19 protein-coding genes are annotated in these 25618 nt (G+C 74.5%); 5 read left to right on the forward strand and 14 right to left on the reverse strand.

Annotation, left to right across the window (positions count from 1 at the left end):
- From OF117_RS22170 to OF117_RS17370, 11 genes are all read right to left on the reverse strand, one after another.
- Window positions 1-2523, reverse strand: a 2523-nt coding sequence (locus tag OF117_RS22170) for a PKD domain-containing protein (protein ID WP_318014266.1), incomplete at its 3' end; no start/stop codon positions are given.
- A 305-nt stretch (window positions 2524-2828) separates the two neighbouring features.
- A complete protein-coding gene (locus OF117_RS17325; RefSeq protein WP_263554090.1) occupies window positions 2829-5048 on the reverse strand; it encodes a PKD domain-containing protein in 2220 nt (739 codons plus the stop codon).
- A 335-nt stretch (window positions 5049-5383) separates the two neighbouring features.
- Window positions 5384-6703 carry a UDP-glucose dehydrogenase family protein gene (locus OF117_RS17330; RefSeq protein ID WP_263554091.1) on the reverse strand — a complete coding sequence of 440 codons (1320 nt, stop codon included), beginning with the start codon at window positions 6701-6703 and terminating at the stop codon, window positions 5384-5386.
- A 237-nt stretch (window positions 6704-6940) separates the two neighbouring features.
- Window positions 6941-8524, reverse strand: a complete 1584-nt coding sequence (locus OF117_RS17335) for a lipopolysaccharide biosynthesis protein (RefSeq protein WP_263554092.1) — start codon at window positions 8522-8524, stop codon at window positions 6941-6943.
- On the reverse strand, window positions 8521-10437 hold the full coding sequence (locus tag OF117_RS17340; RefSeq protein WP_263554093.1) for a hypothetical protein: 1917 nt from the start codon (window positions 10435-10437) through the stop codon (window positions 8521-8523). The genes OF117_RS17335 and OF117_RS17340 overlap by 4 nt, the downstream gene beginning before the upstream one ends.
- A 256-nt stretch (window positions 10438-10693) precedes the next feature.
- Complete coding sequence (locus OF117_RS17345; protein ID WP_263554094.1) at window positions 10694-12061, reverse strand: polysaccharide biosynthesis tyrosine autokinase; 1368 nt, start codon at window positions 12059-12061, stop codon at window positions 10694-10696.
- Window positions 12062-12253: 192 nt separating this feature from the next.
- Window positions 12254-13864, reverse strand: coding sequence for an O-antigen ligase family protein (locus OF117_RS17350; RefSeq protein WP_263554095.1), 1611 nt, complete (start codon window positions 13862-13864; stop codon window positions 12254-12256).
- The gene (locus OF117_RS17355; RefSeq protein WP_263554096.1) at window positions 13857-15002 is read right to left on the reverse strand and encodes a glycosyltransferase family 4 protein; all 1146 of its coding nucleotides are present in this window, start codon (window positions 15000-15002) and stop codon (window positions 13857-13859) included. The genes OF117_RS17350 and OF117_RS17355 overlap by 8 nt, the downstream gene beginning before the upstream one ends.
- Window positions 14983-15939 carry a glycosyltransferase gene (locus tag OF117_RS17360; protein WP_263554097.1) on the reverse strand — a complete coding sequence of 319 codons (957 nt, stop codon included), beginning with the start codon at window positions 15937-15939 and terminating at the stop codon, window positions 14983-14985. The genes OF117_RS17355 and OF117_RS17360 overlap by 20 nt, the downstream gene beginning before the upstream one ends.
- Window positions 15936-17006, reverse strand: coding sequence for a glycosyltransferase family 4 protein (locus OF117_RS17365; protein WP_263554098.1), 1071 nt, complete (start codon window positions 17004-17006; stop codon window positions 15936-15938). The genes OF117_RS17360 and OF117_RS17365 overlap by 4 nt, the downstream gene beginning before the upstream one ends.
- A gap of 148 nt (window positions 17007-17154) precedes the next feature.
- Entirely contained in the window at window positions 17155-17829 is a 675-nt protein-coding gene (locus OF117_RS17370; protein WP_263554099.1) for a hypothetical protein, read from the reverse strand.
- 363 nt (window positions 17830-18192) lie between these two features.
- On the opposite strand from OF117_RS17370, the gene OF117_RS17375 reads away from it, so the two are divergent.
- The 4 genes from OF117_RS17375 (at window position 18193) to cysC (ending at window position 21993) form a co-directional block, all read left to right on the forward strand.
- On the forward strand, window positions 18193-19167 hold the full coding sequence (locus OF117_RS17375) for a sulfotransferase family protein (RefSeq protein ID WP_263554100.1): 975 nt from the start codon (window positions 18193-18195) through the stop codon (window positions 19165-19167).
- Window positions 19168-19390: 223 nt separating this feature from the next.
- Window positions 19391-20344, forward strand: a complete 954-nt coding sequence (locus OF117_RS17380) for a sulfite exporter TauE/SafE family protein (RefSeq protein ID WP_263554101.1) — start codon at window positions 19391-19393, stop codon at window positions 20342-20344.
- Between the two features lie 208 nt (window positions 20345-20552).
- Window positions 20553-20900 carry a hypothetical protein gene (locus tag OF117_RS17385; RefSeq protein ID WP_263554102.1) on the forward strand — a complete coding sequence of 116 codons (348 nt, stop codon included), beginning with the start codon at window positions 20553-20555 and terminating at the stop codon, window positions 20898-20900.
- Window positions 20901-20958: 58 nt separating this feature from the next.
- Window positions 20959-21993 (forward strand): adenylyl-sulfate kinase, encoded by a 1035-nt coding sequence (cysC, locus tag OF117_RS17390; protein ID WP_263554103.1) that lies wholly within the window; start codon window positions 20959-20961, stop codon window positions 21991-21993.
- Window positions 21994-22053: 60 nt separating this feature from the next.
- Here the strand turns inward: cysC and OF117_RS17395 are convergent, their stop codons facing one another.
- Window positions 22054-22797: a 3'(2'),5'-bisphosphate nucleotidase CysQ gene (locus OF117_RS17395; RefSeq protein WP_263554104.1), complete on the reverse strand. Its 744-nt coding sequence runs from the start codon at window positions 22795-22797 to the stop codon at window positions 22054-22056.
- A gap of 300 nt (window positions 22798-23097) precedes the next feature.
- On the opposite strand from OF117_RS17395, the gene OF117_RS17400 reads away from it, so the two are divergent.
- Window positions 23098-24084 carry an LCP family protein gene (locus OF117_RS17400; RefSeq protein WP_263554105.1) on the forward strand — a complete coding sequence of 329 codons (987 nt, stop codon included), beginning with the start codon at window positions 23098-23100 and terminating at the stop codon, window positions 24082-24084.
- A 19-nt stretch (window positions 24085-24103) separates the two neighbouring features.
- On the opposite strand, the gene OF117_RS17405 is transcribed toward OF117_RS17400, so the two are convergent.
- Both OF117_RS17405 and OF117_RS17410 read right to left on the reverse strand, forming a co-directional pair.
- Window positions 24104-24322 (reverse strand): hypothetical protein, encoded by a 219-nt coding sequence (locus OF117_RS17405; protein WP_263554106.1) that lies wholly within the window; start codon window positions 24320-24322, stop codon window positions 24104-24106.
- 86 nt (window positions 24323-24408) lie between these two features.
- Window positions 24409-25275 carry a hypothetical protein gene (locus OF117_RS17410; RefSeq protein ID WP_263554107.1) on the reverse strand — a complete coding sequence of 289 codons (867 nt, stop codon included), beginning with the start codon at window positions 25273-25275 and terminating at the stop codon, window positions 24409-24411.
- Window positions 25276-25618 lie beyond the last annotated feature (343 nt).

Genomic DNA, 25618 nt, shown 5'->3' on the forward strand with positions numbered 1-25618 from the left:
CGGCGCCACCCCGCTCACCGGCGACGCATCGAACGACGACACCGGGGTCGCGGCCGGCCCGGTGACCGTCATCGTCGCGGTCGCCGGAGCACCCGTGCCCGCCGCGTTCGAGGCGGTCAGCCGCACCGTGTACGTGCCGGGGGTGGTGAAGGTGTACGTCGGCGACTGCTCGGTGGAGGTGCCACCGTCGCCGAACTCCCACGCCCATGCACTCGGCTCACCGGTCGAGGTGTCGGTGAAGGTCACCGCGAGCGGCGCCTGGCCCGACGTCGTCGACGCGGTGAACGCCGAGGTGGGCGACGTCGGCGGCTCCTCGCCACCGGCAGCCGGGCGCAGCGCCCGGACCCAGCCCGCCGACTGCATCGTGGCGGGATAGGTCCACGTCGCGTCACCGGTCGGCCCGGCCGTGGGCTGCGAGCGGTGGGCCAGCTCGGAGACCTGGCCTCCGGTGCCCTCCCAGCTCTCGGTCCAGCCCGCCGGCGGGGTCACCGTCGAGGTGCGGTTGTTCAGGCCGACCCCGCCGACGACCATCGCGCCGTCCGTCGTGGTGGTGACCTGCGGCACCGTCAGGCTGGTGGCCGCGACGGTCTGCACCGCGGTGGACGCGGCCGTGTCGAACGGCGTGGTGCCGTCGACGCCGCGGTAGGCGGTCACCCCGGCGTTCCACGGCTGGGCCGCGGACAGCTGCCAGGTGTAGGAGGTGGGCTCGGCCGAGCCGGCGACCTTGTAGTACGCGAACAGCGTGGCCCGGGCGTTGATGTCGAGCGGGTCGACCACCGGCGCCCAGCCGGCGGGCGCGGAGCTCACCGTCGGCGCGAAGTCGGCGGTGAACTGGGCGATCATCACGTCGCCCTCGGCGACACCGGCCGGGCGGGCGACGGTCACGGCAGTGCCGCCCACGTCGTCCGTGGCGGTGGCGTTCGACACGACGGTGACCGCGCCGCCGCCCCCGGTCGGGGGCGCCGTGACCGTGATGGTCTGGCTCGCGGTCGAACCCGGGCCGGCGGCGTTGGCCGCGGTCAGGGTCACCGTGTAGGTGCCGGGCGCGGTGAAGGTGTGCACCGGGTTGCGCTCGGTCGACGTCGTCCCGTCACCGAAGTTCCACGCCCACGACGTCGGCGATCCGGTCGAGGTGTCGGTGAAGGTCACCTCGAACGGCGCCGGCCCCGACGCGGCCGAGGCGGTGAAGGACGACGTCGGCGCCGCCGGCACGCTGCCCAGCGAGATGTCGGCGTGCCAGTACCGCGCGGTCGCCTGGTTGCTGGCCAGCACCACCAGGCCGCTGGACGCCGTGACGCTCTGCTTGGTGGTCGTCGGGTTGTTCAGGTTGTCCGACGCCGCGTCACGGATGATCGGCGTCCCCACCCCCGACGGGAAGCTCGGGTTCGTCATCGGCGACGACTTCATGTAGACCGTGCCGGAGCCGGTGGTGGTGCACTGACCGCTGGCCGTCGGCCCGGTGGCGAACACGTGCACCCGCTGGTTGGTCTCGTCGAGGACGAGCTGGGGGCGGGTGTGGCAGTCGTCGATCGTGCCGAAGGTGGTGGTCGACCAGTTCCCCGTCCCCGGGGTGAAGGTCAGCAGGCGGATCTGCGGGCTGGACCCGGACGACGACGACAGCGTGTCCAGGCCCGTCTTGACCACCGCGAAGACGCGGCCGGCCTGGTCGGACTGGAGCGACTTGATGTTCATGTGGTCGTCGGCCTCGCCGCTGCCCCGCCGGGCGATGCCGCCGGTCCACGTCGTCCGGCCCTGGCCGTCGTTGCGGACCGACCAGTAGACGGTGCCGTCGGTCTGGTTGCTCCAGAGGACCCCGACCCGGTTGCGGAAGGCCACGATCGCGGAGATGTCGTCGGGCGCCACGGTCGGGTTGACCCCGCCGGTCGTCGGGACGACGAAGGGGGTGCTCCACGCGCCGTTGGTGCCGGTCGTGGAGTTGAGGTACACCGCGCCGGTCGCGGCCGAGCCGGTGCCGGTGACCTGGGTCCAGGTGGCCCAGAGGGTGCCCGTGGAGTCCTTATCGATGGTCAGCGACTCGCTCGAGACGTCGTTGATGATCGTCGGGAAGCCGGTGTCGAGCGTGAAGGTCCGCGACGTGGTCGAGTAGCTGTAGCGGTACAGCCGGGCCGGCTGGTTGGTCGCCGAGGCGGCGCTGCCGCCGCGGACCACGTGGCTGGCGATGTACAGCTTCGAGCCGTCCCAGAGCGCGTCGGACGACGTGCCGGCCCGCTCGTCGACGCGCACACCGGTGTCGACCCAGGTGTTGTTCGTCCGGTTGAGCCAGAAGATGTGCCAGTCGGCCGACGCCGGGTCCCACATGGTGGCCCACCAGCGACCGTCGTGGTACCAGAGCTTGCTCTGCGGCTTGTCCGCCGTCGGCGGGTTGTTCTGCCCCGCGAACGACGGCCCGGCGAAGCCGATGTCGCCCACGGCCGCGGTGGCGGTCGCCGGCACCGCCAGCAGACCGATGCCGACCAGGAGCGCCGTCAGCGCGCCCAGGACAGCCCTACGTACAGCCCCCATGAGTGGTCCTGCCCTTTCCGGTGTAGCGCGCAGCACCGGTCAGGCGGACGACGCCGACTGCCGTGGTGCACCCCGTGTGGTGGAACTGGTGTTGCGGGCCGGAACGGTAGATGCAGAACGACGTCGGAACGGATGCCGTCATGGAATTGCAGCCGAAAGGGGACAGGGCGACACGCTGCGCATCCGGACGACCACGGGGCGCTCACGGTTCGACCTCGAGGACCGCCAGCACTCCGTGATCACGCAGTCACTTACGGGTGATCACCGGGAGGCCTCGGATCGGTGCCGTACGCCCGGTGCGGCGGTCAGGCCGCCGGGCGGAGTGCGCGCAGCCAGCCTGCGGTGATGCCCGCGGTGCCGAACGTCCAGGTGGCGTTGCCGGTGGCCCCCGCCGTCGGCCGGGACTGGCGGGCCGACTCGGCGACCTGGGCGTTCGTGCCCTCCCAGTTCTCCGTCCAGCCCGACGGCGGCGTCACCGCGACCGACGACCCGTTCATCCCCACGCCACCGACCAGCAGCGCGCCGGGCTGCGTCGTGGTGACCCCTGGGACGGTGAGCGTCGTGGAGTTGGTACCCAGGTTGGACGCGGTGGACGCGGCCGAGTCGAACGGGTTGGCGGGGTCCACGCCGGTGTAGGCGGTGATCCCGCCGTTCCACTTCACCGGCGTCGACAGCTGCCAGGCGTAGGAGGCCGGCTCCGAGGATCCGGCCACCTTGTAGTAGGCGAACACCGTGGCCCGGGCGTTGATGCTCAACGGGTTGATCACCGGCGTCCACCCATCCGGCGCCGCGGTCACGCCGGGCCCGTCGTCCGCGGTGAACTGCGCGACGAGCAGGGACCCGGCGCTCACGCTCGCGGGCTTGGTCAGGGTGACGCTGCCCACGGCGGCCGTGCTCGCCGACGTCGCCGAGGCGCCCGCGGCCACCGCGGTCGCGCCCCCGCCACCGCCACCGCCCCCGGACGGCGGCGCCGCGACGGTGACCGTCCGGCTCGCCGCCGTCCCGGCGCCGGCGGCGTTGGACGCCGTGAGCGTGACCGTGTAGGTGCCCGCCGCCTGGAAGGTGTGCGACGGGTTGCGCTGCGTCGACGTGTTCCCGTCACCGAAGTTCCAGGCCCACGACGTCGGCGAGTTCGTCGACGTGTCGGTGAACGACACCGCCAGCGGCGCGGTGCCCGACGTCGTCGAGGCGTCGAACGACGACGCGGGCGCCGAACCGGTGGGCGGCGGCGTCGACGCGGAGCCCGCCATGGTGTCGGAGTGCCAGTACCGGCCGGTGGAGTGGTTGCTCGCGAGCACGACCAGCCCGCTCGCGGCGGTGATGGTCTGCTTGCTGGTGGTGACGTTGTTCAGCCGCTCGGAGGCGGCGTCGCGCATGATCACGGTGCCGTTACCGCTCTGGAAGCTGGGCGAGCCCATCGACGCCGACTTCAGGTAGATGGCACCGTCGCCCGTCGAGGTGCAGGTTCCGGTCCCCGTCTTCCCGGTGACGACGACGTGCAACTTCTGCGCCGGCTCGTCGAGCATGAGCTGCGGGCGGGTCTGGCAGTCGCCCACCGTGCTGACGTTCGTGTTGGTCCAGCTCTGGCTGCTGGGCTGGTAGGAGAGCAGCTTGATGCCCGCGGCGCTCTGCGGGTCCGACGACGAGTCGCCGAGGCTGGTCTTCACCACCGCCCACACCCGGCCGCTGCTGTCGGCGACGATGGACTTGATGTTGATGTGGTCGTCGGCGGCCCGGGTTCCGCTCAGCGCGGTCCGACCGTTCCACGACGTCCGGCCGGCGCTGTCGGAGTGCAGCGACCAGTACACCCGGCTGTCGATCTGGTTGCTCCACAGCACCCCGACGTAGTTGCCGTAGGTGACCAGCGCGGAGATGTCGTCGGCCTTGGGTCGCGGGTTCACGCCCCCGGTCGTGGGCACGACGAACGGGCTCCCCCACGTGGCGCCGCTGCCGGTCCCGTTGTTGACGTACACAGCGCTGGTCGCCGAGGCACCAGTCCCGGTGACCTGGGTCCAGGTGGCCCACACCGAACCCGACGAGGTCTTGTCGATGGTCAACGACTCGCTGGAGTAGTTGTTGATGTTCTTCGGGAAGCCGCTGTCCTTGACCCACTTGCCGCCCGAGAAGCTGAAGCGGTACAGCCGGGCCGGCTGACCGCTGGCCGAGGCGGCGCTGCTCCCCTTGACCACGTGCGTGGCGATGAACAGCTTGGAGCCGTCGAACAGCGTGTCGGCCGAGGTGTTCTTGCGCGTCTCGACGACGACCCCGGTGTTCTTCCATGTGTTCGTCGCCCGGTCCAGCGAGTGGATGGTCCAGGAGGAGCCACCCCACATGTGCGCCCACCACTGGTTGCTGTGCCACCAGAGCTTGCTCTGCGGCTTGTCGGCGGTGGGCGGGGTGCTCAGGCCGCTGTAGGCGGGCCCGACGTACCCGACGTCACCCGGCGCCGCGGTGGCGACGGCCGGCGTGACGAGGATGCCGGCGCCCACGAGGGCAGCCAGCAGCCAACTGAGGATCTTGCGCATGTCCCCGTGCCTTCCGGTGTTCAGCGAGCACCGGACAGGCGGACGAACCCGACTGCGATGGTGCACCCCGTGTGGTGGAACTACGTACGGGGCGCAAGCTAAGGCAGGGAAGTCATCAAGAGAACATGTTTGCGCGCGCGCAGCGGAGGACGCGGTCCGGTTGCACGCCGCGGAAGCAGGCCATCACATCGCGTGACCAGAACCCGCCGTACTGGCGCAGGTTACCGCCCGGACCGACGCCCGGCGCGCCGAAGCCGGCGCAGCCGCGCCAGGTCGGCACCCGGCTCCAGGCCGGGCGCCGACCCTATGGCGGTCAGTCCGAGCGCCTATGGCGGTCAGTCCGAGCGGCGGCCGAGCGCCCGGTAGCTCCAGCCGGCCGCGGTCCACGCCTCCCGGTCCAGCGCCTGACGGCCGTCCAGGACGCGCTTGCGGGCGACCACGCGGCCGAAGGCGACCGGGTCGAGCTGCTTGTACTGCTGCCACTCGGTGAGCACCAGGACCGCGTCGGCGCGCTCGGCGGCCTCCTCCGGCGTCGCGGCGTAGTCCAGGTGCGGCCACTCCCGGCGGCTGTTGTCCAGCGCGGCGGGGTCGGTGACCCGCACCACCGCGCCCTGCAGCTGCAGCTGCTGGGCGACGTTGAGCGCCGGCGAGTCGCGGATGTCGTCGCTGTCGGGCTTGAACGCCGCCCCCAGCACGGCGACCCGCTTGCCCAGCAGCGACCCGTCGCAGACCTCGCGGGCCAGCTCGACCATCCGGATGCGCCGGCGCATGTTGATGTTGTCGACCTCGCGCAGGAAGGTCAGCGCCTGGTCGGCGCCCAGCTCGCCCGCCCGGGCCATGAAGGCGCGGATGTCCTTGGGCAGGCAGCCGCCGCCGAAGCCCAGCCCGGCGTTGAGGAACTTGCGGCCGATCCGGTCGTCGAAGCCGATCGCGTCGGCCAGCTGCTTGACGTCGGCCCCGGTCGCCTCGCACAGCTCGGCCATCGCGTTGATGAACGAGATCTTGGTGGCCAGGAACGAGTTGGCGGCGGTCTTCACCATCTCGGCGGTCGCGTAGTCGGTGACGACCTGCGGCGTCCCCGCGGCCACGATGGTCGTGTAGACCTCGTCGAGCAGGGCCCGGGCCCGCTCGCCGTCCGGCCCCGACGGGACGCCGTAGACCAGCCGGTCGGGGTGCAGCGTGTCCTGCACCGCGAAGCCCTCGCGCAGGAACTCCGGGTTCCAGGCGACCAGCGCGCCGGGCACCTTGCCGTCCACCAGCTCGGCCAGCCGGGCCGCCGTGCCCACCGGCACGGTGGACTTGCCGACCAGCAGCTCACCGGGCTGCAGCACGGCCAGCAGCGACTCGGTGGCCGCCTCGACGTAGCGCAGGTCGGCGGCGTACTCGCCGCGCTTCTGCGGGGTGCCGACACAGACGAAGTGCACCTGGGCACCCGCGGCGTCGCCGAAGTCGGTGGTGAAACGCAGCCGGCCCGCCCCCAGCGTCCGGCCGAGCAGCTCGTCGAGGCCCGGCTCGAAGAAGGGGGCGCGGGCCTCGTTGAGCGCGGCCACCTTGCGCTGGTCGACGTCGACGCCGACCACCTCGTGCCCGAGTTCGGCCATCGCCGCCGCGTGCACCGCCCCGAGATAACCGCAGCCGACGACCGAGACCTTCATGAGCCCTGCTTCCTCCGATCGGACGCCGCGACCGGAGGCGTCGTGCCCCCGTCACGGCACCCAGCGGCGCTCCCTCCCGCCGGCCGGCGTCCGGACGTCCTCGCCCGGTGGGGAGCTCTGGTGACCCGGCCATTAAACCGGAGGTCCCGCCGGAGCAGGGGGGCTCCGGTGCCCGCCCACCCCGGAGGGGGGAGCCGCCGCCGGCGGCGGGCCGCCCGCGACCGGCGACCCGACGGGCTACGGGGCGGTCGACGCCGCGGCGGCCGCCGGCGAGCGACCGCGACGCCCGCGCTGCAGCGTGGCCAGCTCGTCCCGGAACAGCCTGCGGGTCAGCAGGAGGACCAGGGCGGCGGCGACCGCGCCCGCCGCGGCGGTGGGCAGCAGCGTGACGACGGCGGACGTCGTCTCGCGCAGCCACGCGGCCAGGGGCCACGCCACGGCCGCGACCCCGACGCCCAGCGGCAGCGACTTCGCGTACGCGCGGAGCACCATGCCGACCAGCCCCCGGCGCAGCCGCGCGGAGAACTTCAGCATGACCGCGGTGTGCACGACGATCGCGACGGAGGCGCCGACGGCGACGCCGTCGATGCCCCACCGGCTGCCGACCGCGCAGCCCGCGACGACCAGGCCCGCGTACACCCACTGCCGCCACGCCCCGCCGAGCACCGCTCCGGTGGCGCGGGTGAGCGATCCGCTGATCTTGTAGGCGGTCCGGGGCAGCAGGACGACGGCGAAGACCTGCAGCGGCAGCGCGACCGCCTCCCAGCCCGCGCCGAGGAGGATGGCGACGACCTCGGGGGCCAGCACGAACAGCAGCACGCTCGCGGGCACGGTGACCATGGCGACCAGCGAGTTGGCCGTCACGTAGGCACGGGTCAGCCGCGCGGCGTCGTCCTGGATGCGGGACATGGCCGGGAAGAGCACCTTGTCGGCCACGCTGCCGATGAGGTTCGCGGGATGGACCAGCAGCTGGTGTGCCCGTGCGTAGACGCCGAGCGAGGCGGGCCCGAGCAGCGACGTGACGACGAAGTTGTCACCGTTGTTCGCCACCCAGTTGCCCAGCTGGGAGAGCGAGTACGCCGAGCCGAAGCCGAACAGCCGCCGCGCGCTGGTGACCATGGTCGACAACCGGCGCGGCCGGACGGGGTGCCGCACGAGCGCGTAGCTGACCACCGTCGCCACCGTCGCCTGCACGATCTGACCCCACACCAGCGACACGGCCCCGAAGCCGAGCAGGGCGAGGACCGTCGCCGTGCCCAGGTAGCCGAGCGCGTAGGAGACCAGGTCGACCAGCGCGATCGCCTTGAAGCGCATCTGCCGCTGCAGAACGCCGGTGGCGACGATGCGGGCCGCGCCGAGGACCAGGACCACCGACAGCATCCGCAGGTACGGGGCGTCGGCGGGCAGGCCGACGACCGGCCCGACGAACGGGGCGACCGAGAACATCACCACGGCCAGCAGCAGGCCGATGCCCGTCCCGATCACGAACACCGCCGCCAGGTCGCCGTGCTCGAGCCGACGTGCCTGGACGACGGCCGCTCCCAGGCCCAACTGGCTCAGCATCACGGCGAAGCCGGTGACGACCGTGGCCGCCGCGGCGATGCCGAACTCCTCGACGGTCACCAGCCGCGAGAGCACCACGATCGCGGTGAACTGCAGCGCGGCCTCCCCCAGGGCACCGAGGAAGGACCACGAGAGGCCCCGGAAGGCCTGCCGGGTCAGCGACGGCGGCGCCTGGTCGGGAGCGGACAGGTCGGGAGCGGACGGCGGGGAGAGCCCGGGACCGGTGGCCGCGGGTGGCCCGCCCGGAACCCGGCTCACGGCGCGGCGCCCGCTCTCCCGAGCGTGGCGACCAGCGCCGCCTTGACGGCGAGCTTCGCCCGGCGACGGGAGGCCGACGCCACCCGGAGGACGGCCCGGCGCGCGGCGCGCAGGACGGCGAACGCCACCATCCCGGTCTCGGCGAGCGGGGCGAGCAGCGGCCCCGGCGCGGCGAGGAGGACCGCCCGGGGGACCCCGGTGAACAGCGGGCGGAACAGCGTGCCGCGCCCCACGCCCGTGCTGCCGCCCACCGGCGAGTCGGCAGCGCGGTCGGGCACGCGACCGGTGACCGTCGGGGACCCGGCGAGCGCGGGCGCGTCCCCCCGGTGGTCCTGCAGGAACTCCCAGTCGAGCACCTTGAGCCCGGCGTCCGGATCGGTCACCAGGTTCTGCGTCGAGAGGTCGAGCAGGTAGGCCCCGCGCTCGTGCAGGTCGCGGGCCAGCCGGGCCATCGCGAGGGACGCCCACGGGGCCAGCTGGACGTGCCGCATGCCCGCCAGCGTGCGCCGGACGTGCCGGCGGGTGTCGGTGTAGCGGGGCGTGAGCAGGTAGTTGGGTCCGGCCTCGAGCAGGGCCGGGCTCTCCGGCAGGTCGGCGAACTCGGTCCGGGCCCGCAGCTCGCGCTCGAGGAAGCGGAGGCTGCTCGGGTAGAAGAGCTTGCAGACGCACTCGCCGTGCTCGGGGTGCCGAACGACGGCGATCACCGCCCGGCGCTGCAGGCTCGGCAGCACCTCGACGACCGGGTACGGGAAGACCATCCCCGCCCGAATGTCGGCGATCCGTCGCTGCAACCGCGTCACCACGCCCGGGTCCTCGAGGGGGGCCAGGTAGTCCAGCGCCTGCCGGGGGTCGTCGGAGCTGTGCAGCGGGTTGTACCGCTGCTCGCCGGGACCGAGCGTGCCCAGCAGCCGCTCCCGGATGGCGAGCTTCGCGTCGGTCACCCGCGGCCCGTCCGGGCCGGCCGCCTCGGCCACGCTGCGGGTCAGGTCGTAGGCCACGACATAGGCGGCCGGGCCACCGCCGGCCACCGGCCACGGCCCCTGCCCCCAGTTGCCGCCGCGGACCTCGGTGGCCACGCGCTCGGCCACCTCCCCGGTGAGCTCGATCGTCTCCAGCGGCTGGAAGCCCTCGCGCAGCAGCTCGACCTGCAACCGGTCGAGCAGGTGCCGGGCCCGCTCGCGCAGGACGAAGACGGCCAGGCCGGGCATGCCGGCGTCCGAGGGCCCCCACAGCTTCTCGATCCGCTCGCGCAGCCAGGCATTACCGGCGCCGAGCTTGTCCAGGGTGTCCAGCGGCGGCCGCAGCCCCTTGTCCGCGAGGTAGGTGTCCAGACCGTCGAGCGTCAGCGAGACCGGCAGGGACAGGCGCTCGGCGAGGGCCGCGAGCACCGCGGCGTAGTCGTGCTCACCCGCCGCGGCGGGTGGCTCGGCCGCCGCGTCCGCGGGCAGGCCCGACCGCTCGCCCTTGTGGTAGACGGCGTGGTAGGCCAGCGAGTCGAAGTGGTCCTCGTCGCTGGGCACGCGGTACCGGCCGCGCAGCAGCACCGCACGCTCCAGGACGCGGGACGCGAGCGCCGGCGTGAAGTACGGGACGGTGAGGAAGTCGGTGCCCGGCAGCCCGCTGACGGTGTAGACGTCGAACTTCTGCGTCCCCAGCGGCACGTAGTAGGAGGCGAGGAAGGGCCGCAGCCGAGGGACGTCCTCGTCGGCCACCAGGAGGTCGATGTCCTCCCCCGGCTCCACGGAGGGCAGCCCGTCGAACCAGCGGAGCACCGCGTAGCGGACGCCGAGGCGGTCCAGCTCGCCGAAGAGGTCGTCGAGCGTCAACCCCGGGCGCAGGTACCGCCGCGGCTTGTCGCGGCGCCGCCGGACGGCGTCGGTCAGCCGGAACCCGGCACGGCCGGGGGCGGTCACGGGAGCTCCGGGCAGGGCCGGACGTCCCGGCTCCGGCGAAGCCGGGGCCCTGGTCCCCTCGCTCGCGCCTGTGCCTGGTCGTGCCTGCATCGCGGGAACTCCTGCTGTGATCTCGGGGCGGCGGATCGGCGGCGAGCCGACCGGAGCGGGCGGTGCCCGGGTCCGGCGACGGGGCCGTCGACCGGGACGGGGACGGGGGCCCCCCGGCCGCGGCGCCGCCCCCGAGGGGGCGTGGCGCCGGGCCGGGGGAAGCGCATCACCGGTCGGCGGACGCCTCGGCGTCGTAGACGTAGCCATGGCCGAACGCCGAGGCGACCTCCGCCCGGGGCGGCACGATGTTGAGGATCACGCCGAGGGTCTTGGCGCCGACCCGCTCGAGCATGGCGCTCGCCTGCTGCAGCTGGTCGGTGCGGGTGTTGCCGTACCGGACGCAGAGCAGCACGCCGTCGACGAGCACGGAGAGCCCGGTCGTGTCGGCCACCGGCAGGATGGGCGGCGAGTCCACCAGCACGAAGTCGTTGCTGGCACGCAGCTTCTCGAGCAGCTCGGCCATGCTGGTCGACGCGACCAGCTGGCTCGGGTTCGGCGGTGTGGGACCGGCCGCGATGACGGCCAGCCCGTCCTCGCCGTAGTACTGGGTGACCTCCTCGACGTCGGCCGAGCCCGCGAGGATGTTGGTCAGGCCGACGCCGCCCACCAGGCCGAGGTACCGCGAGACGCGCGGTCGGCGCAGGTCGGCCTCGACCACCGTGACCCGGCGGCCGGCCTCGGCCAGGGCGAGCGCGAGATTGACGACCACGGTCGTCTTGCCCTCCGACGGCAGGGCCGACGAGACCATGATCACCTTGGGCGGCTCGTCGACGTCGAGGAACTGCAGGTTGGCCCGCAGGTGCCGGTAGTCCTCGGCCATCTCGCTCATGCGGGCGCGGTCGACGACGTGGTTGGCCTCCACCGCGGGGTGCCGCAGGACCAGGCCGATGACCGGCGCGCCGGCGACCTCGGCGGCCTCCTCGGGCTTCTTGACCGAGCGGTCCAGGTGCGCCCGGGCGATGGCGGCGGCGGCGCCCACCAGGCCCGCGACGAGCGCGCCGATGACCACGTTGAGCACCGTCCGCGGGGAGCTGGGGGCCGTGGGCAGCTCCGGTCCGCGGACGACGGACACCCGGACCGGCGACTCCGCGGTCGTCGTGGTCTCCAGCTCGGAGACCAGGAAGGGGAACTGCTGACCGATGGCCTCGGCGATCTGCTGGGCCCGCTGCGGCGAGGCGTCGGTGACCCGCACGTCGATCAGCACGGTCTGCGGGACCGTCGTCACGTCGACCTGGCCGGCCAGCCGCGCCGGCGAGACCGCCAGGTCGAGCTGGTCGGCGACCCGCGCGGCCAGCTCCTCGCCCTGGAGCAGCTGCACGTAGGACGTGACGCGCTCCTGGGAGAACTGGCTGCCCTGGAAGACCGCGGACGTCGTCGACGAGTCGGTCGTGGAGACGAAGAGCTGCGTCTTGGCCGTGTAGAGCGGGGTCATGAGCAGGCTCACCACCAGCGCCGCGAGCCCGCCCACGAGCAGACCGATGACGGCCAGCCACCAGCCGGCCCGCAGGGCGGCCAGCACGTCCCTGAAACCCATCTGCGTTCCCCGTTCACCTGGAATTGCGTGATCCCCCGTGGGATGCTCCGGATTCGCACGATAGGCGACCGGAGGCGGCTTGCCCACGAGTCCGGCGGTGCCCCGCCCTCTTATGAGTGAGGCCGGACCGGCCCTGAACGGCGCCGGTCCGGCCGCGTCGGCTCCCCGTCGCGAAGCGCGCGACCGCCGCGTTCAGGCCCGGTGCCTGCCGTGGTCGGTCGTGTCGGGCCAGGGCCGCAGGAGCTCCCTCCGGCGTGCGGATCGCGACGAGGGCCTGCTCAGGGCCCCGGGACCGGGGCTCCCGGGCGGCGCCGCGGACCCGGTGCCGCCGGACCCGACCTGCGGCCGGCCCGGAACGGGGTCCGTCGGCGGCCGCGTGCCGGCCACGAGTGCCGCGACGATGCCGGCCAGGCCGAAGAGCAGCGGCGACGTGGGCGAGGTCACGAAGACCGGGTAGGCGAGGCTCTCCAGCAGGATGTGGACCATCCAGCCGAGCCCGACCAGGCCGAGCAGGCTCAGCGGGAGCTCCGCCGCGCGGCTCGCCCTGCGGAACGTGGTGAAGATGGCCCACAGGCCGAGCACGAAGAACAAGGCCCCGACCGCACCGGCCTCGCCGAGGATCGCCGGCCACTGGGTGTCGGTGAGGAAGCGCCCGTGGTTGTTCGGGTTGCCGGCGCTGCCCAGTCCGTACACGCCCTCGTAGCCGAGCCGCACGTACTCCGGGCTGTAGTAGTCCCGCGCGATGGCCGATCCGAAGCGGCCGAACCCGACGCCGAACGGGAAGTGCTCGACGGCGAGCGCGGCGCTGTCGACGGTCAACCGCGTGCGCGCGGTCTCCGAACCGTCCGTGACGAATTGGTTGTAGGTGTTCTGGACCACCGGCGCGACCACCGGGAAGAGGGCGATCGCGGCGATGGGGGCCAGCAGCAGCGCCGTGATCAGCACGCTGGCGTGCCGGCGGCGCAGCACCAGGTAGGCCAGCCCGGCCAGCAGGCCCACGATCGCCGTGCGCCGGAAGCTGAGCACGACGGCGGCGGCGCTGGCGACGAAGAACGTCCGGGTGCCCTTCCCCCGCGCCCGGAACAGCAGCAGCGCGGCGCACGCGATCGCGGCCAGCGACATGAAGTTACCGAACTGCAGCGGGTGGGTGAACGGGCCGATCAGCGACGCGAACACCGACCGGTACTGGGGCCGGCCGGTGACGGAGAAGATCGAGGACCACTGCTCCGGGAGGAGGAGGTTGACCACGGCGCAGGCGAGGGCGACGCCCAGCACCCACGCCGCGGTCCGCGCGAGCCAGCCGATGTCGTCGATGGTCCAGTCGACCTGCGCGACGAAGAGGTAGAGCAGGACGCCCTTGACGATCAGGATGCCGCCCGCCGAGGCGATCGTCAGCGGGACGGCCGCGACGACGCTGCTCAGGATGCCGAAGAGGACGAAGACGGCGAAGAACAGGCTGCCCGGCGGCCACCGCAGCCGCTGCCTGCGCAGCAGCCGGCCGCCGACCAGGACGACGCCGAGGTAGACGGTGACGACCTCGTCGAGGTAGGTCGTCGGCTGCCACGGGACGGCGATCTCGACCGTCCGGGACAGCAGCACGGCGATCAGCCCGACGACGGCCAGCCGCTTGGGGTCCATCCGCGCGGCGCCCACCAGCAGGAGCAGCCCGAGCACGCCGGCCGCCCCGACGAGGGTGGACGTGGCGACCAGGGCGCCGGTGACCGCCGCACCGGCCGCGGTCAGCCAGCCGATCGTCACGGCCCGGCCGCGCTGCCGGTCGGTCCGGGTCACGGTCCTAGCCACGGGTGCCTCCGGTCCCGTCCGTCGCGACCGGCTCCACCAGGGACGCGTACGTCCGCGCCCAGGTCCGCGCGACCAGGGCGGCGTCGAAGCGCTCGGCCGCCCGCCGCCCGGCGGCGGACGACAGCTCCGCCCGCCGGTCGGGGTCGGTGAGCACGCGCCTGAGCGCCGCGCCGAGCGCCGCCGGGTCGCCGGCCGGCACCAGCTCCCCCGCGTCGCCCATGAGTTCGCGCACGCCGCCGACATCGGTCGCGACGACGGCGCACCGCTGCGCGAGGGCCTCGAGCAGGAACACCGGGAACGCCTCCTCCCGCGACGGCAGCACCGCGACCGACGCCTCGGCCAGGGCCGCGCGCACCTCGGCGGGTGGGACCTCGCCGTGCACGACGACACCCGGGACCTCCGTCGGGACCGCGAAGTCGTGGTCCGGCGGACCGTACAGGTGCAGGACCCAGTCCGCGAGGCCGTCCGCGCCTCCCCCGGGCCGCGGCGCGCCTCCGGCCGGCACGGCGACCGGCCCGGTGATCGACGTCCACGCCTCGAGGAGGACGTCGACGCCCTTGCGGGTGCCCACCACGCCGGCGAACACGACCGCCGGCCGCCGCGCCGTCCCGGACGGCGGGGCGACGGGCACCGCGTTCGGCAACGTGACCGACCGGCCCGCCACGCGGGCGTACCGGCTGCGGTGGGCCTCGCTCAGGAAGTGCGCGACGCTGGCGCAGCGGAGCACGAGCCCGGTCAGCAGGCGGGGCAGGCCGGTGCTGGTCAGGCTGGAGCTGCCGTGCAGCGTGACGACCACCGGCGTGCGCCGCAGCCGCATCAGCGCGACGAGCAACCCCTCGCGGAGCAGCGAGCCGCCCTGCGAGATGTGCACGTGCGCGACGAAGCCGCCGTCCCGCCGGGGCCCCAGGGCCATGCCCAGCGCGCGCAGGTACGGCGCGTTCCGCCGCCGGTGGCCGCGCCCCTCGGGGTCGTAGGTGGGCACCGCCGTCACCGACAGCCGCCCGTCCGCGCTCTCCAGGTGCTGGCGGATCACCGCGGCGATGCCACCGCGCACGCTACGTGCGTCGTTGCCGAAGTGCCGGACCGCGAGCGGGGCCGCGGACGCGGCGGGCGACGCCTCAGCCGGGCTGGGTCGCATGCGCCACCTCCCGGCTCGCCGCCGCGGCGAGGTCGGCCAGCTCGAGCTCGTCGGCCTCCCGGACCAGGGCGAGCTCGAGCTCGCCGCCCACCAGCTCGGAGATGTCCTGCTGGTGGTCGTCGACGTGCTCGCCGTGCGCGGCCCGCCGCGGGACCACGACCGGGAAGACGCCGGACTCGACGAGGCCGATGACGCTGCCCACGCCGGCGTGCGTGACGACGACGTCCGACCGGCGCACCTCGGCGGCGAAGTCCTCCGGGGACAGGTGCGCGTGCACCGTCCCGCGCAGCCCCGCCGGCGCCTCGGTGCTGCCCAGCTGCCAGACGACGTCGACGTCGGCCGGCAGGACGGCGGACACCCGGTCGACGAGCCGCCGGAACTGGTACGGCTTGATCGTGCCCAGCGTGACGAAGACCCGGCGCACCTCCCGGTCCTCACCGGTGCGGGACACCAGGTCGCCGAGGACCGAGCCGTGGTGGCTCCACCGGCCGGTGGCCCAGCCGGGGTGCTGCGCCCACGTCTCGAACAGCCGGCTGCCGTGCACGATGCGCCCGGTCAGCGACGGACCGGTCACCCGGCTCACGCTCTCGATGTAGAGCCGGCGCATCCGCCGGCGCCCGGTCGGGACCAGCGTCGACAGCGCGATGCCCGCGCCCGTGCTCACCACGCCGTCGAAGGTCTCGCGACGCAGCGCCCGCTCGATGGCCACGGAGGCGCGGAGCACGCCGCGCAGGTCGCGGGGCGAGATGTAGGGCACCCACAGCACGCGGCGCCCGGCGAGCAGCGCGCGGGACTGCGGGGAGTCGAAGGTGACCCACAGGGAGTCCTCGGCCGGGTCGAATCCGCGGGCGATGCGCTCCAGCTGCCAGAGGTGGCCTCCGGTCGAGGCGCACAGCAGCAGCTTGCGGCCCACGAGGTCGGCGGGCGGCTCGATCACCGGGTCACCTGCCGGTGCAGGACCCGCTCCAGCTTCGCGGTGCTCTCCTCGGGGCTGAACTCGCGCAGCCACCCCCCGACCTCCGGCACGGGCAGCCGGTCGGCCGCCTCCACCAGGTCGGCGAGCTCCTCCGGGTCACGGGTGGCGGCGAGGTAGCCGGTCATCCCCGGGACGACGGCGTCGGCGACGCCCAGGGCGGTGCTGGTGGTGACCACCGGGATGCCCATCGCCGTCGCCTCGACGAAGACGTTGCCGAAGCCCTCGACCCGGGAGGGCAGGCAGACCACCGAGCCCGGCGGGCAGTGCCGGAACCACTCCTCCTGCCAGCCGGCCATGTCCACCCGGACGCCGGCGCGGTCGGCCTCGGCGGTCAGCCGACCGGCGAGGGGGCCGGCTCCGAACACGGTGATCGAGACCGCGCGCCCTCGGGCGGCGAGGGTCCGCGCCACCGCGAGCACGAGCAGCGGGTCCTTCTGTGGCACCAGCCGGCACGGCAGCACGAGGGTGATCGCGTCCCCGGCCCGCTCGCTCCGCGCGGAGGGGCGCCCGTCGCCGAGCTTGGCGGTCGCGGGGTTCGGCACGACGGTGCACCGGGCGGGGTCGACGGAGAACGCGGCGACCAGGTCGGCGGCCACGGGGTGGGAGATCGCCACGACCGCCGAGGCCCGCCGGTAGAGCAGCTGTGCCAGGCGCAGCTGCAGCCGCTGGCTGACCCCCTGCTCGCGGAGCAGCACGCTGGGCACGTTGCGCTCGCTGATGACGACCGGTGGCCGGCCGGGGAGGAACCGCGTCGCCAGCAGCGCGACGAGGTTGGGGTAGGTCAGCAGCGAGAGGACGACGTCCGGCCGCCACTCCCGCACGTGCGCGCGGAAGGCGCGCACCGGGGGCCACGGGCCGCTACCGGCGTCGCGCAGGTAGCGGAAGCCGTCGACCGGCTCCCCCTCCGGCGCGGAGGTCGTCACGAAGGAGACCTCGTGGCCGCCCTTCTCCAGGAAGGCCGCCCAGGTGCGGGCGACGAACTCCGCGCCGCCTCCTCTGTCGCGCTGGGTGAGCACCACGATGCGCACGTCTGTCAGCCCCCGTCTCCGCTGTCCCCCCGGCGTCGGCGCCGCAGCGCCGGGATCGCCGTACCGCCCGGAATCCTATGGGCCGTGCGGCCGCCCGTGGCCCGTCCGGCGGACGGACGACCCGAAGGGGGCAGACGCCGGCGCCGGTCTACCGGCGGCTGAGGTGGAGGCCGAGCGACTCCTCGACCGGTCCGCGGCGGCCGCCGGGGGCGGGGGCGAGGTCGGCGAAGCGGCCGAACAGCCGCACGACGCCGTCCGCGATGATCTGGCCGACCTCCTCGTGGAAGGCAGCCGACTGGCCGAGGGGGTCGGGGACGTCGTCGCGCCGGCCGTCGTTGGGACGGCGGGCGCGGGCGATGGCCATCTGCTTGACCAGCGCGCGCCAGCGGTCGGGCAGCGGTGCGCCCGGCAGCAGCGCGGGGCCGTCGGGCACCAGGGAGGCGAGGTCGGCGGCCTCCAGCAGGGTGAACGTGCGGGCCAGCGCCCGGGGCGCCTGCTGCAGCACGGCGCGCCGGTGCTCGCGGGTGAGCGCCAGCGTCAGGTCCGCGTCGGCGGCGATCTCGTCGGTCAGCTGCCGCGCGACGAAACCGCTGCCGCTGCCCCCGAGGGCGGCCAGCACCGGCGCGCTGTCGCGGTGCATGCCCGCCCCGACCACCGCACGTGTCCCCGCGCTCGACAGGCGCAGGGTGTTCGCGTCCTCGACCAGTGCCGCGTCGAGGAAGGCCCGGGCCACGCGCTCGGCCAGCGGCGAGCGGCAGATGTTCCCGGTGCAGACGAAGAGCACGCGGAACGGAGCCCCGGCGCTCGGCATGTGTGACAGCACGGCGCAAGTGTCACACCGCACGTGACGACCGGCGGGCAAGGCGGCGCCGCCTCACCCGACTTGGTCATCCGGGGCGCCCGTCCCGGCGAAGGACCCGTGCCGTTGCACACGGTGCGTGAGCGCCGGAGCCGTGCGCTCGGCGGCGCGGCGCCCGGCCGTCCGGCGGCTCCTCCGGACGGCTCGGACGGGGAGGACCTCTGACCCGTTGGGATAACGTCGAGGTCTTGCGCGGACCACGGGGCCGCGACCCCGTGGCAGGGTCGACGGGAACGAGGTGCGCGGCTCCGCGTCCTCCGCCGGTCGACGGCGGGGCCGGCGGGGCGTGGCGCAGCGCGGTGTGCGACGGAAGGATGACGGGGACCCATGGTGCTGCCCAACGGGATCGTCGCCGGCGTGAACAAGGCCGGGACGACGGCGATCTTCCACGCCCTGGCGGCGCAGGAGAACGTGGCCGTCTCCGACGTCAAGGAGACGAAGTTCTTCAGCCCGCTGCGCGACGGCCGCCCGCTGCCCGACCTCGCGGAGTACTCCGCGCTGTTCCCGGCAGAGACGACGGCGCAGGCGGTGGTCGAGGCCACCCCGAGCTACTTCTACGGCGGCGAGCGGATCGCCCGGGGCATCGACGACGCACTGCCGGGGGTGCGGGTCGCGGTCGTGCTCCGCGAGCCCGGGTCGCGGACCTACTCGTGGTGGCGGTTCTCGCGGTCCCGGCTGTGGATCCCGTCCGACATGGACTTCCGCACCTACCTGGAGAAGTCCGCGCAGCTCGAGGGCGATCCCGAGACGCAGTCGGGCATGGTCGGCTGGCGGGGGCTCAGCGGTGGGCTCTACTCGAGGTACCTGCCCGCGTGGCAGCAGGTGTTCGGTCCCCGGCTGCTGACGCTGTTCTACGACGACGTGCGGGCCGACTTCGAGGGCGCCATGCGGCGCATCTGCGCGCACTTCGGGGTCGAGCGGATCCCCGGCGCGGAGGAGAGCACGGAGCACAACGTCACGACCGACGTGAACAGCGCCGCGCTGCAGCGGTGGGCGCTGCGGGTGAACAACGCCGGCGAGAAGTTCTGGCGCCGCGCGCCGGGGGTGAAGGCGGCCCTGCGCCGCGGCTACTACTCGCTGAACGCCCGCAAGGTGCAGGTGGGCGGCATGAGCCCGGACGACCGGCGGTGGCTCGACGACTACTTCCGCGAGGAGATCGGTCGCCTGCGGGAGCTGACGGCGGACATCCCGGACCGGCCGGCCTGGCTCGCGGGCGCGGCGGGAGCCGGTGCGGACGGCGCCGCGGACGGTCGACCGGCGGACGGGCGACCCGCGGACGAGGCCGCGCGCAGCCGGTCCTGACCACGCAGCCGGTCCTGACCACGCAGCCGGTCCTGACCGCGCGCGTGCGGCCCCGCCCCGGCGGGGACGCGGACTGCACCATCCGGGTGAGGGGCGGGCGCCGACGCGTGCTGGTCGGGCCGGGCAGCACCTATCGTCGCCGGGGCACGCACGAGCTCCCGGGGACCGCCGGGACGAGTCCGGCACCGGAGCACGCAGCACCGACCGGCGGACGGGGGACCTGATGGAGTGGTGGGATCCGACCATCGCCGCGGTCGGCCTCCTCGTCGGCGTGGTCGTCGGCCTGACCGGCATGGGCGGCGGCGCGCTGATGACCCCCGCCCTGGTCTTCTTCTTCGGCGTGCCCCCGCTCGCCGCGGTGTCCAGCGACGTGGTGGCCAGCTTCTTCATAAAGCCGGTCGGCGGGCTGGTGCACCTGCGCCGCGGCACCGTCCACCTCGGCCTGGTCGGGTGGCTCTGCGTGGGCTCGGTGCCCGGCGCCTTCGCCGGGGTGGTGCTGCTGCGGCTCCTCGGGGACGGGGCGGACCTGCAGCAGATCGTGATGCGCGCGCTGGGCGCCGTGCTCGTGCTCGCGGCGGGCGCGATGATCGTGAAGGCGTACCTCAAGCTCCGGGAACGCGAGGAGGCCCGGGCCCGGGGTGTCTCGGAGAACGACGGCCCACCGCTGTCCTCGCTGACCGTGCGCCGGCTGGCGACCGTCCTCGTGGGCGCCGGCGGCGGTCTCGTCGTCGGGATCACGTCCGTGGGCGCCGGCTCCCTGATGATCGTCTGCCTGCTCTTCCTCTACCCCTCCATCAAGGTGGCCCAGCTCGTCGGCACCGACCTCGTCCAGGCGGTCCCGCTGGTCGCCTCGGCGTCGGTCGGTCACGTGCTCTACGGCGACTTCACGCTCGGGCTGACCGGAAGCATCCTGGTCGGCGCCATCCCGGGTGTCTGGCTGGGAGCCCGCTTCTCCTCCCGCTCCCCCGGCAGCCTGGTCCGCCGCGCGCTCGCCGTGGTCATGCTCGCGTCGGGGGTCAAGCTGCTCGGGGCCTCGACCGCGCTCGTCGCGGTGATCAGCCTGAGCGCGGTCGTCGCAGGGGCGGCCGCCTGGTCGTGGGTGCGGGTGCGGCACGGGCTGGCGCCCTTCGTCTGGCAGCAACGGCGCCGCGAGGCGGCCGCACGGCCGAGCGCCTGAGGCGGACGCACCTCGGACCACGCCCGAGCCACCCCGTCACCCGTCCGGGTTACGCCCGCGCCCCGATTTGTCACGAAACGGTAAAGCTGGGGGTGCCTGACGGGCCCCCTCTCCGGGCACAATCGCCGACGTACGCACAGCTCCACAGATGGACGTCGGTGTAGGCACCGGTTCCCGGGGCGGGGCCGGTCGACAGTGAGAAGGTCGCATGACCTGGATCCTGGTGGCCGTGGTCGCGTGGCTCGTCGTCGCCGCGATCACGGCTTGGGTGTTGGGAAGTTGTGTCCGGCATGCCGACCACAAGGCCTTCGGCAGGGCACGTCACCGCTCCTCCGCCCCCCGTGTGATCGTGGAGTCGAACACCGTCGTCGACCTGCCCTCCCCGCCCCGGCAGCCGGACGGCGCCGTCCCGACCCCGCGGGACGCGGGCGCGGACGCCCCCTCCCTCCCCCGGCCGCGCGAGCACGCCGACGTCCCGTCGTCCGTGGAGGGCGCCACTGACGCGGGAGCGGTCGGCCCGGCGGTGCGCACGGCGGGAGGCCGGCTGACCCGGTAGGAGGACGGCCGGGACGTCGCGCTCGGACCGCCGCCCCGCGCCGGGCAGGATGGCCGGCATGCCCGACGCCCGTGCCCGGTTGAGCGACGCCCAGGTCGCCGCAGTCGCCCGCTACGCCTTCGGGCTCGTCCCCGACCGTCCGGAGCTGCCCACGGCCACCGAGTTCGAGGACGCGCAGGGCGTGCTGGTCGCCACGTCGGTCGGTGCGGACCTGGCCGTCGTCGAGGTGCCGCGGTGGACGCCGCCGGACGCCGTCCGGGGGCTGCCGCCGAACGGTCCGGCACCCGAGGCGTGGGTCGGTCCGCCCCCCGCGGACGGCGCTGCGCTGCCCGAGCGGCTGCTCGTGCTGGTCCCGGCCGCGGGACTGCCTCCCGACTCCGCCACGGTCTCGGCCGTCACGGCCGCCTGGACGGCCGCCGCCGGCGGCCGGGAGGTGGTCGTCGTCCCGGTGCCGGTGACCCCCGGCGCGCGGGAGGTCGCGGACGAGCAGTTGGCGGCCGGGTACGGAGCGCGGCTCGCAGGGGCCCGCCCCGACGCCGGTACGGCCCGCACCGGGGGTGTCGTGGTGCTGTGCACCGGCCTGTCCGGGGCGGGGAAGTCGACGATCGCGGCCCGCCTGGTCGAACTGCTGGTCGAGGCCGGCCGGACCGTCACGCTCCTGGACGGCGACGAGGTGCGCCACCACCTGTCGGCGGGGCTGGGGTTCTCGCGGGAGGACCGCGACACCAACGTCCGGCGGATCGGCTGGGTCGCCGCGCGGATCGCCAAGCACGGCGGCATCGCGGTGTGCGCCCCGATCGCCCCGTACGCGACCGTGCGGGACGACGTCCGCCGGGAGGTCGAGGAGCAGGCCGGTCCGGGCAGCTTCGTGCTGGTGCACGTCGCCACCTCGCTCGCCGAGTGCGAGGCCCGCGATCGCAAGGGGCTGTACGCGCGCGCCCGGCGGGGGGAGATCCCGGCCTTCACCGGTATCAGCGACCCCTACGAGGCGCCCTGCGACGCCGAGGTCACCGTCGAGACGCAGGGGCGTTCGGTCGACGAGTGCGCGCGCCAGGTGCTCGGGCACGTGCTCGAGCGGCACGGGGCTCGCTGACCGTCCTCCGCCGTCCCGCCCGATGCGCGCCGGCCCTGGCCGGCGCCCGCGTCCGGCCGGCTACAACTCGGCGAGCACGGCCAGCAGCCGCTCGGCCAGATCGGCGCGGCAGACGAGCAGGTCCGGCAGCCAGGCGTCCGCGCCGTTGTAGGCCAGCGGGGAGCCGTCGAGGCGGCTGGTGTGCAGGCCGGCGGCACGGGCCACGGCGACCGGCGCGGCGGAGTCCCACTCGTACTGGCCGCCGCCGTGCACGTACGCGTCGGCCTGGCCGCGGAGGACGGCCATCGCCTTCACCCCGGCCGAGCCCATCGGCACCAGCTCACCGCCGACCCGGGCGGCGAGGTCCTGCACCAGGGCGGGCGGCCGGGTCCGGCTGACGGCCAGGCGCAGCGGGCCGTCGGGGCGACGCGGGGGCGACGGCGGTCGGCCGGTGCCCAGCGTGGTGCCCTCGGCCGGCAGCGCGACGGCGCCGGCGACGAGGTCGCCGCGCTCCCACAGCGCCACGTGGACCGCCCAGTCGGTGCGGCCGGACTCCGAGAACTCCCGGGTGCCGTCGAGCGGGTCGACGATCCACACCCGGTCGGCGGTCAGCCGTGCCGGGTCGTCGACGCCCTCCTCGGAGAGCACCGCGTCGCCGGGCCTCAGCGCGTGCAGCCGGTCGACGAGGAACCGGTGCGACTCGGCGTCCCCTGCCGCCTTGAGCGCGGCCTCGTCGGGCAGCGTCCTGCTCCGCACCTGGAGCAGCAGTTCTCCCGCGGCGGTGGCCAGCTCGGCCGCGACGTCGTGATCGTTGTCGGCGTGCATCCTCTTCCGTCCGGTCGTGGGTCCGCCGGTCCTCGGACCGGTGGCCGTCGCGCCCGTCGGGCGCCGCCCGGCAGCCGCGCAGCCGCCGCTCGGCGTCCCCGTGCGCTGCGCGCGCACGCTACCGGGCGACGCCGGTGAGCCGGTCGCGCTCCTCACCCCCAGGGGTGAGACGCCCCGCTGACCGGGCGTTCCGGCTTGTAGCCTGGCCGGGCGCAGGCATCAGGACGGGGGGCCGGAGTGGACGATGCTCGGCGACTGCCACCGGGTCGGACCTCCGGCTCCGGCCGGCGGCTCCGCAGGGTGCTGATCGGTCTGGGTGCGGTCGGCCTGGTCGTGGCGCTGGTCGTCGGGCTCGGGTCGTGGCTGCTGGTCCACCGGTACGCGGACAACGTCGACCGGATCGCCGGCGTCTTCTCGACGCTGGACGAGTCGGCGCGCCCGGCTCCTGCCACGCCGGCCGTGGCGGGCCAGGAGGCGCCGGTCACCTTCCTCCTGATCGGCTCGGACACCCGGTCGTCGGTGGCCGCGGGCGAGGCACCGGACGGGCGGTCGGACGCGATCATGATCGCCCGGCTCGCGGGTGACCGGCGCAGCGCCCAGGTCGTCTCCATCCCGCGCGACTCGTGGGTGGACATCCCGGGGCACGGCAAGAACAAGATCAACGCGGCATATGCGTTCGGTGGCCCGACGCTGCTGGTGCAGACGGTGGAGCAGCTCACCGGCGTGCGGATCGACCACTTCGCGGCCATCGACTTCGAGGGGATCATCGAGGTCACCGACGACCTCGGCGGGGTCCACGTGGAGCTCGCGGAGACGACGAGCAACGGGCCGTACACCTTCCCGGCCGGCCGCAACCACCTCGACGGCGACCAGGCCCGCTGGTACCTGGGGCAGCGGTACGGGCTGCCCGGCGGCGACTTCGACCGGGTGCGCCGGCAGCAGCAGTACCTGCAGGCCGTGTTCCGGCAGCTGTTCAGCACCGGCAGCCTCAGCAGCCCGGGCCGGATGGACTCCGCGCTGCTGTCGGTCACCGACGCGATCAGCGTCGACGAGACGTTGGGCGAGCGTGAGCTGGCCGGTCTCGCCTACTCCCTGCGCGAGCTGACGACCGACAACGTCTCCTTCTTCACCGCACCCGTCCTGGGCACGGGCACGGAGGGGCGGGCGAGCGTGGTCTACCTCGACCGCGTCACCGGTGAGCGGATGTGGGCCTACCTGCGCAGCGACTCGCTGGCCGCCAATGCCGACGAGTTCGGCGACGAGGCGCTGCCCGAGGTCCCGCGATAGCCGGTCGGGTGGCCCCCGGTCAGTCGCGGGCGCTCGCCGCGCCGGCCAGGACTGGCCGACCGGCGACGGGCCGGGCCGTCGTCCCCGGGATGTCGGCCGACCGCAGGTCGGCGGTGCGGAGGTCGGCGGTGCGGAGGTCGGCGGTGCGGAGGTCGGCGGTGCGGATCGACCGGCCCAGCACCACGCCGCAGACGCAGGCGACGAGGAACCAGAGCAGCAGCGCACCGAGGACGATCATGCCGCGGACGCTAACCGCACGGTGAGTGGTGGATCGGCCACTGAGCGTGCGACACGGGACGGTTGTGACACGTGGGGTGCGAGCGCCTAGGCGGTCGAGCCGTCCCGGGCGGGGGTGCGGATCGCGGGCTCGAGCTGGTCGAGGGTGAGCGCGTCGTCGGCCCGGCGCAGCGCCCGGTCGGCGGGCAGGACCCACCGGGGCGCGACGCCGGCCAGCACGGCCACGAGGAATGCGACGCCGGCGAGCGCCTCCACCGATTCCTCGACGTAGGTGGCGGCGGCCGCCCACGAGCTGGCCCGGCCGAGCGCGCCGGTCACGGCCGACGAGACGGCCGACAGCCCGACGGCCCCGGCTCCGTAAGCGGCGAGGGCACCGAGGACCCGGCGTCGGTCGCGGCGCTCGTGGCGGCTGAGGTACCAGAGCGAGCCGACGACGGCGGCGGCCGCGGCGGCGCTGACCGCGAGGGCACCGGCCGCGCCGACGGAACTGCCCAGCTCGCCGACCGCCTGCGCGTGGACCGTGCTGCCGGCCTTGACGGCGGCGATGCCACCGGCGACCGCACCGACGGCCAGCCACCAGGTGCGCCGGCCGGGCAGCCGCCCGGCACCGGCGACAGCGAGGACGGCGGCGGCAGCGAACAGCGCGGCGACGGTCATGCGCGGGAGCGACAGGACGGCGTCCATGGACAGGGTGGTCGCCCAGGGCCCGTCGGCACCCGCGAGCCGGAGGACGTAGCCGATGGTCATCAGCGTCACGACCAGCGCGGCCAGGGCCACGCCGAGCGGCGGGAGCGGCAGGCGCCGGGGGCGGGCGGGGACGGCAGCGGCGGTGGCCGGCTCGGGCATCGCGGGGAGCGATGCGGCCTCCCGACGGTCCGCGAGGCGGATCATCCCGCCGACGACGAGACCGACCACGACTGCGACCGCGAACCACGCCGCGAGACCGACACCCACCCACAGAAGCCACACACTCGGCCTATCGGCAGACCCGGCCACGACCTTGACCGGGCGCGCTCTCCTCGCCCCGCCCGGTCGGGCGACCGCTCAGCCGGTCTCGGTGCTTGTCGTGCCGGTGGGCGTCGTGCCGGGGTTCGTGGGCGGCTCAGCCGTCGTGGTCTCCGCCGGAGCGGAGGGCTCGACCGGCGCCCGGGTCAGCGTCGGGGTTCCGGGGTTGGACGGCGGGCCAGGGTCGCTGGGCGGCGGCGGCGGAGGCGGATCGGACGTGGGCGGCGGAGGCGGGGGTGGGGGTGGGGGCGGATCGGACGTGGGCGGCGGAGGATCCGACGTGGGCGGCGGA

This window comes from Geodermatophilus sp. YIM 151500, assembly GCF_025716945.1.
Lineage (GTDB): Bacteria > Actinomycetota > Actinomycetes > Mycobacteriales > Geodermatophilaceae > YIM-151500.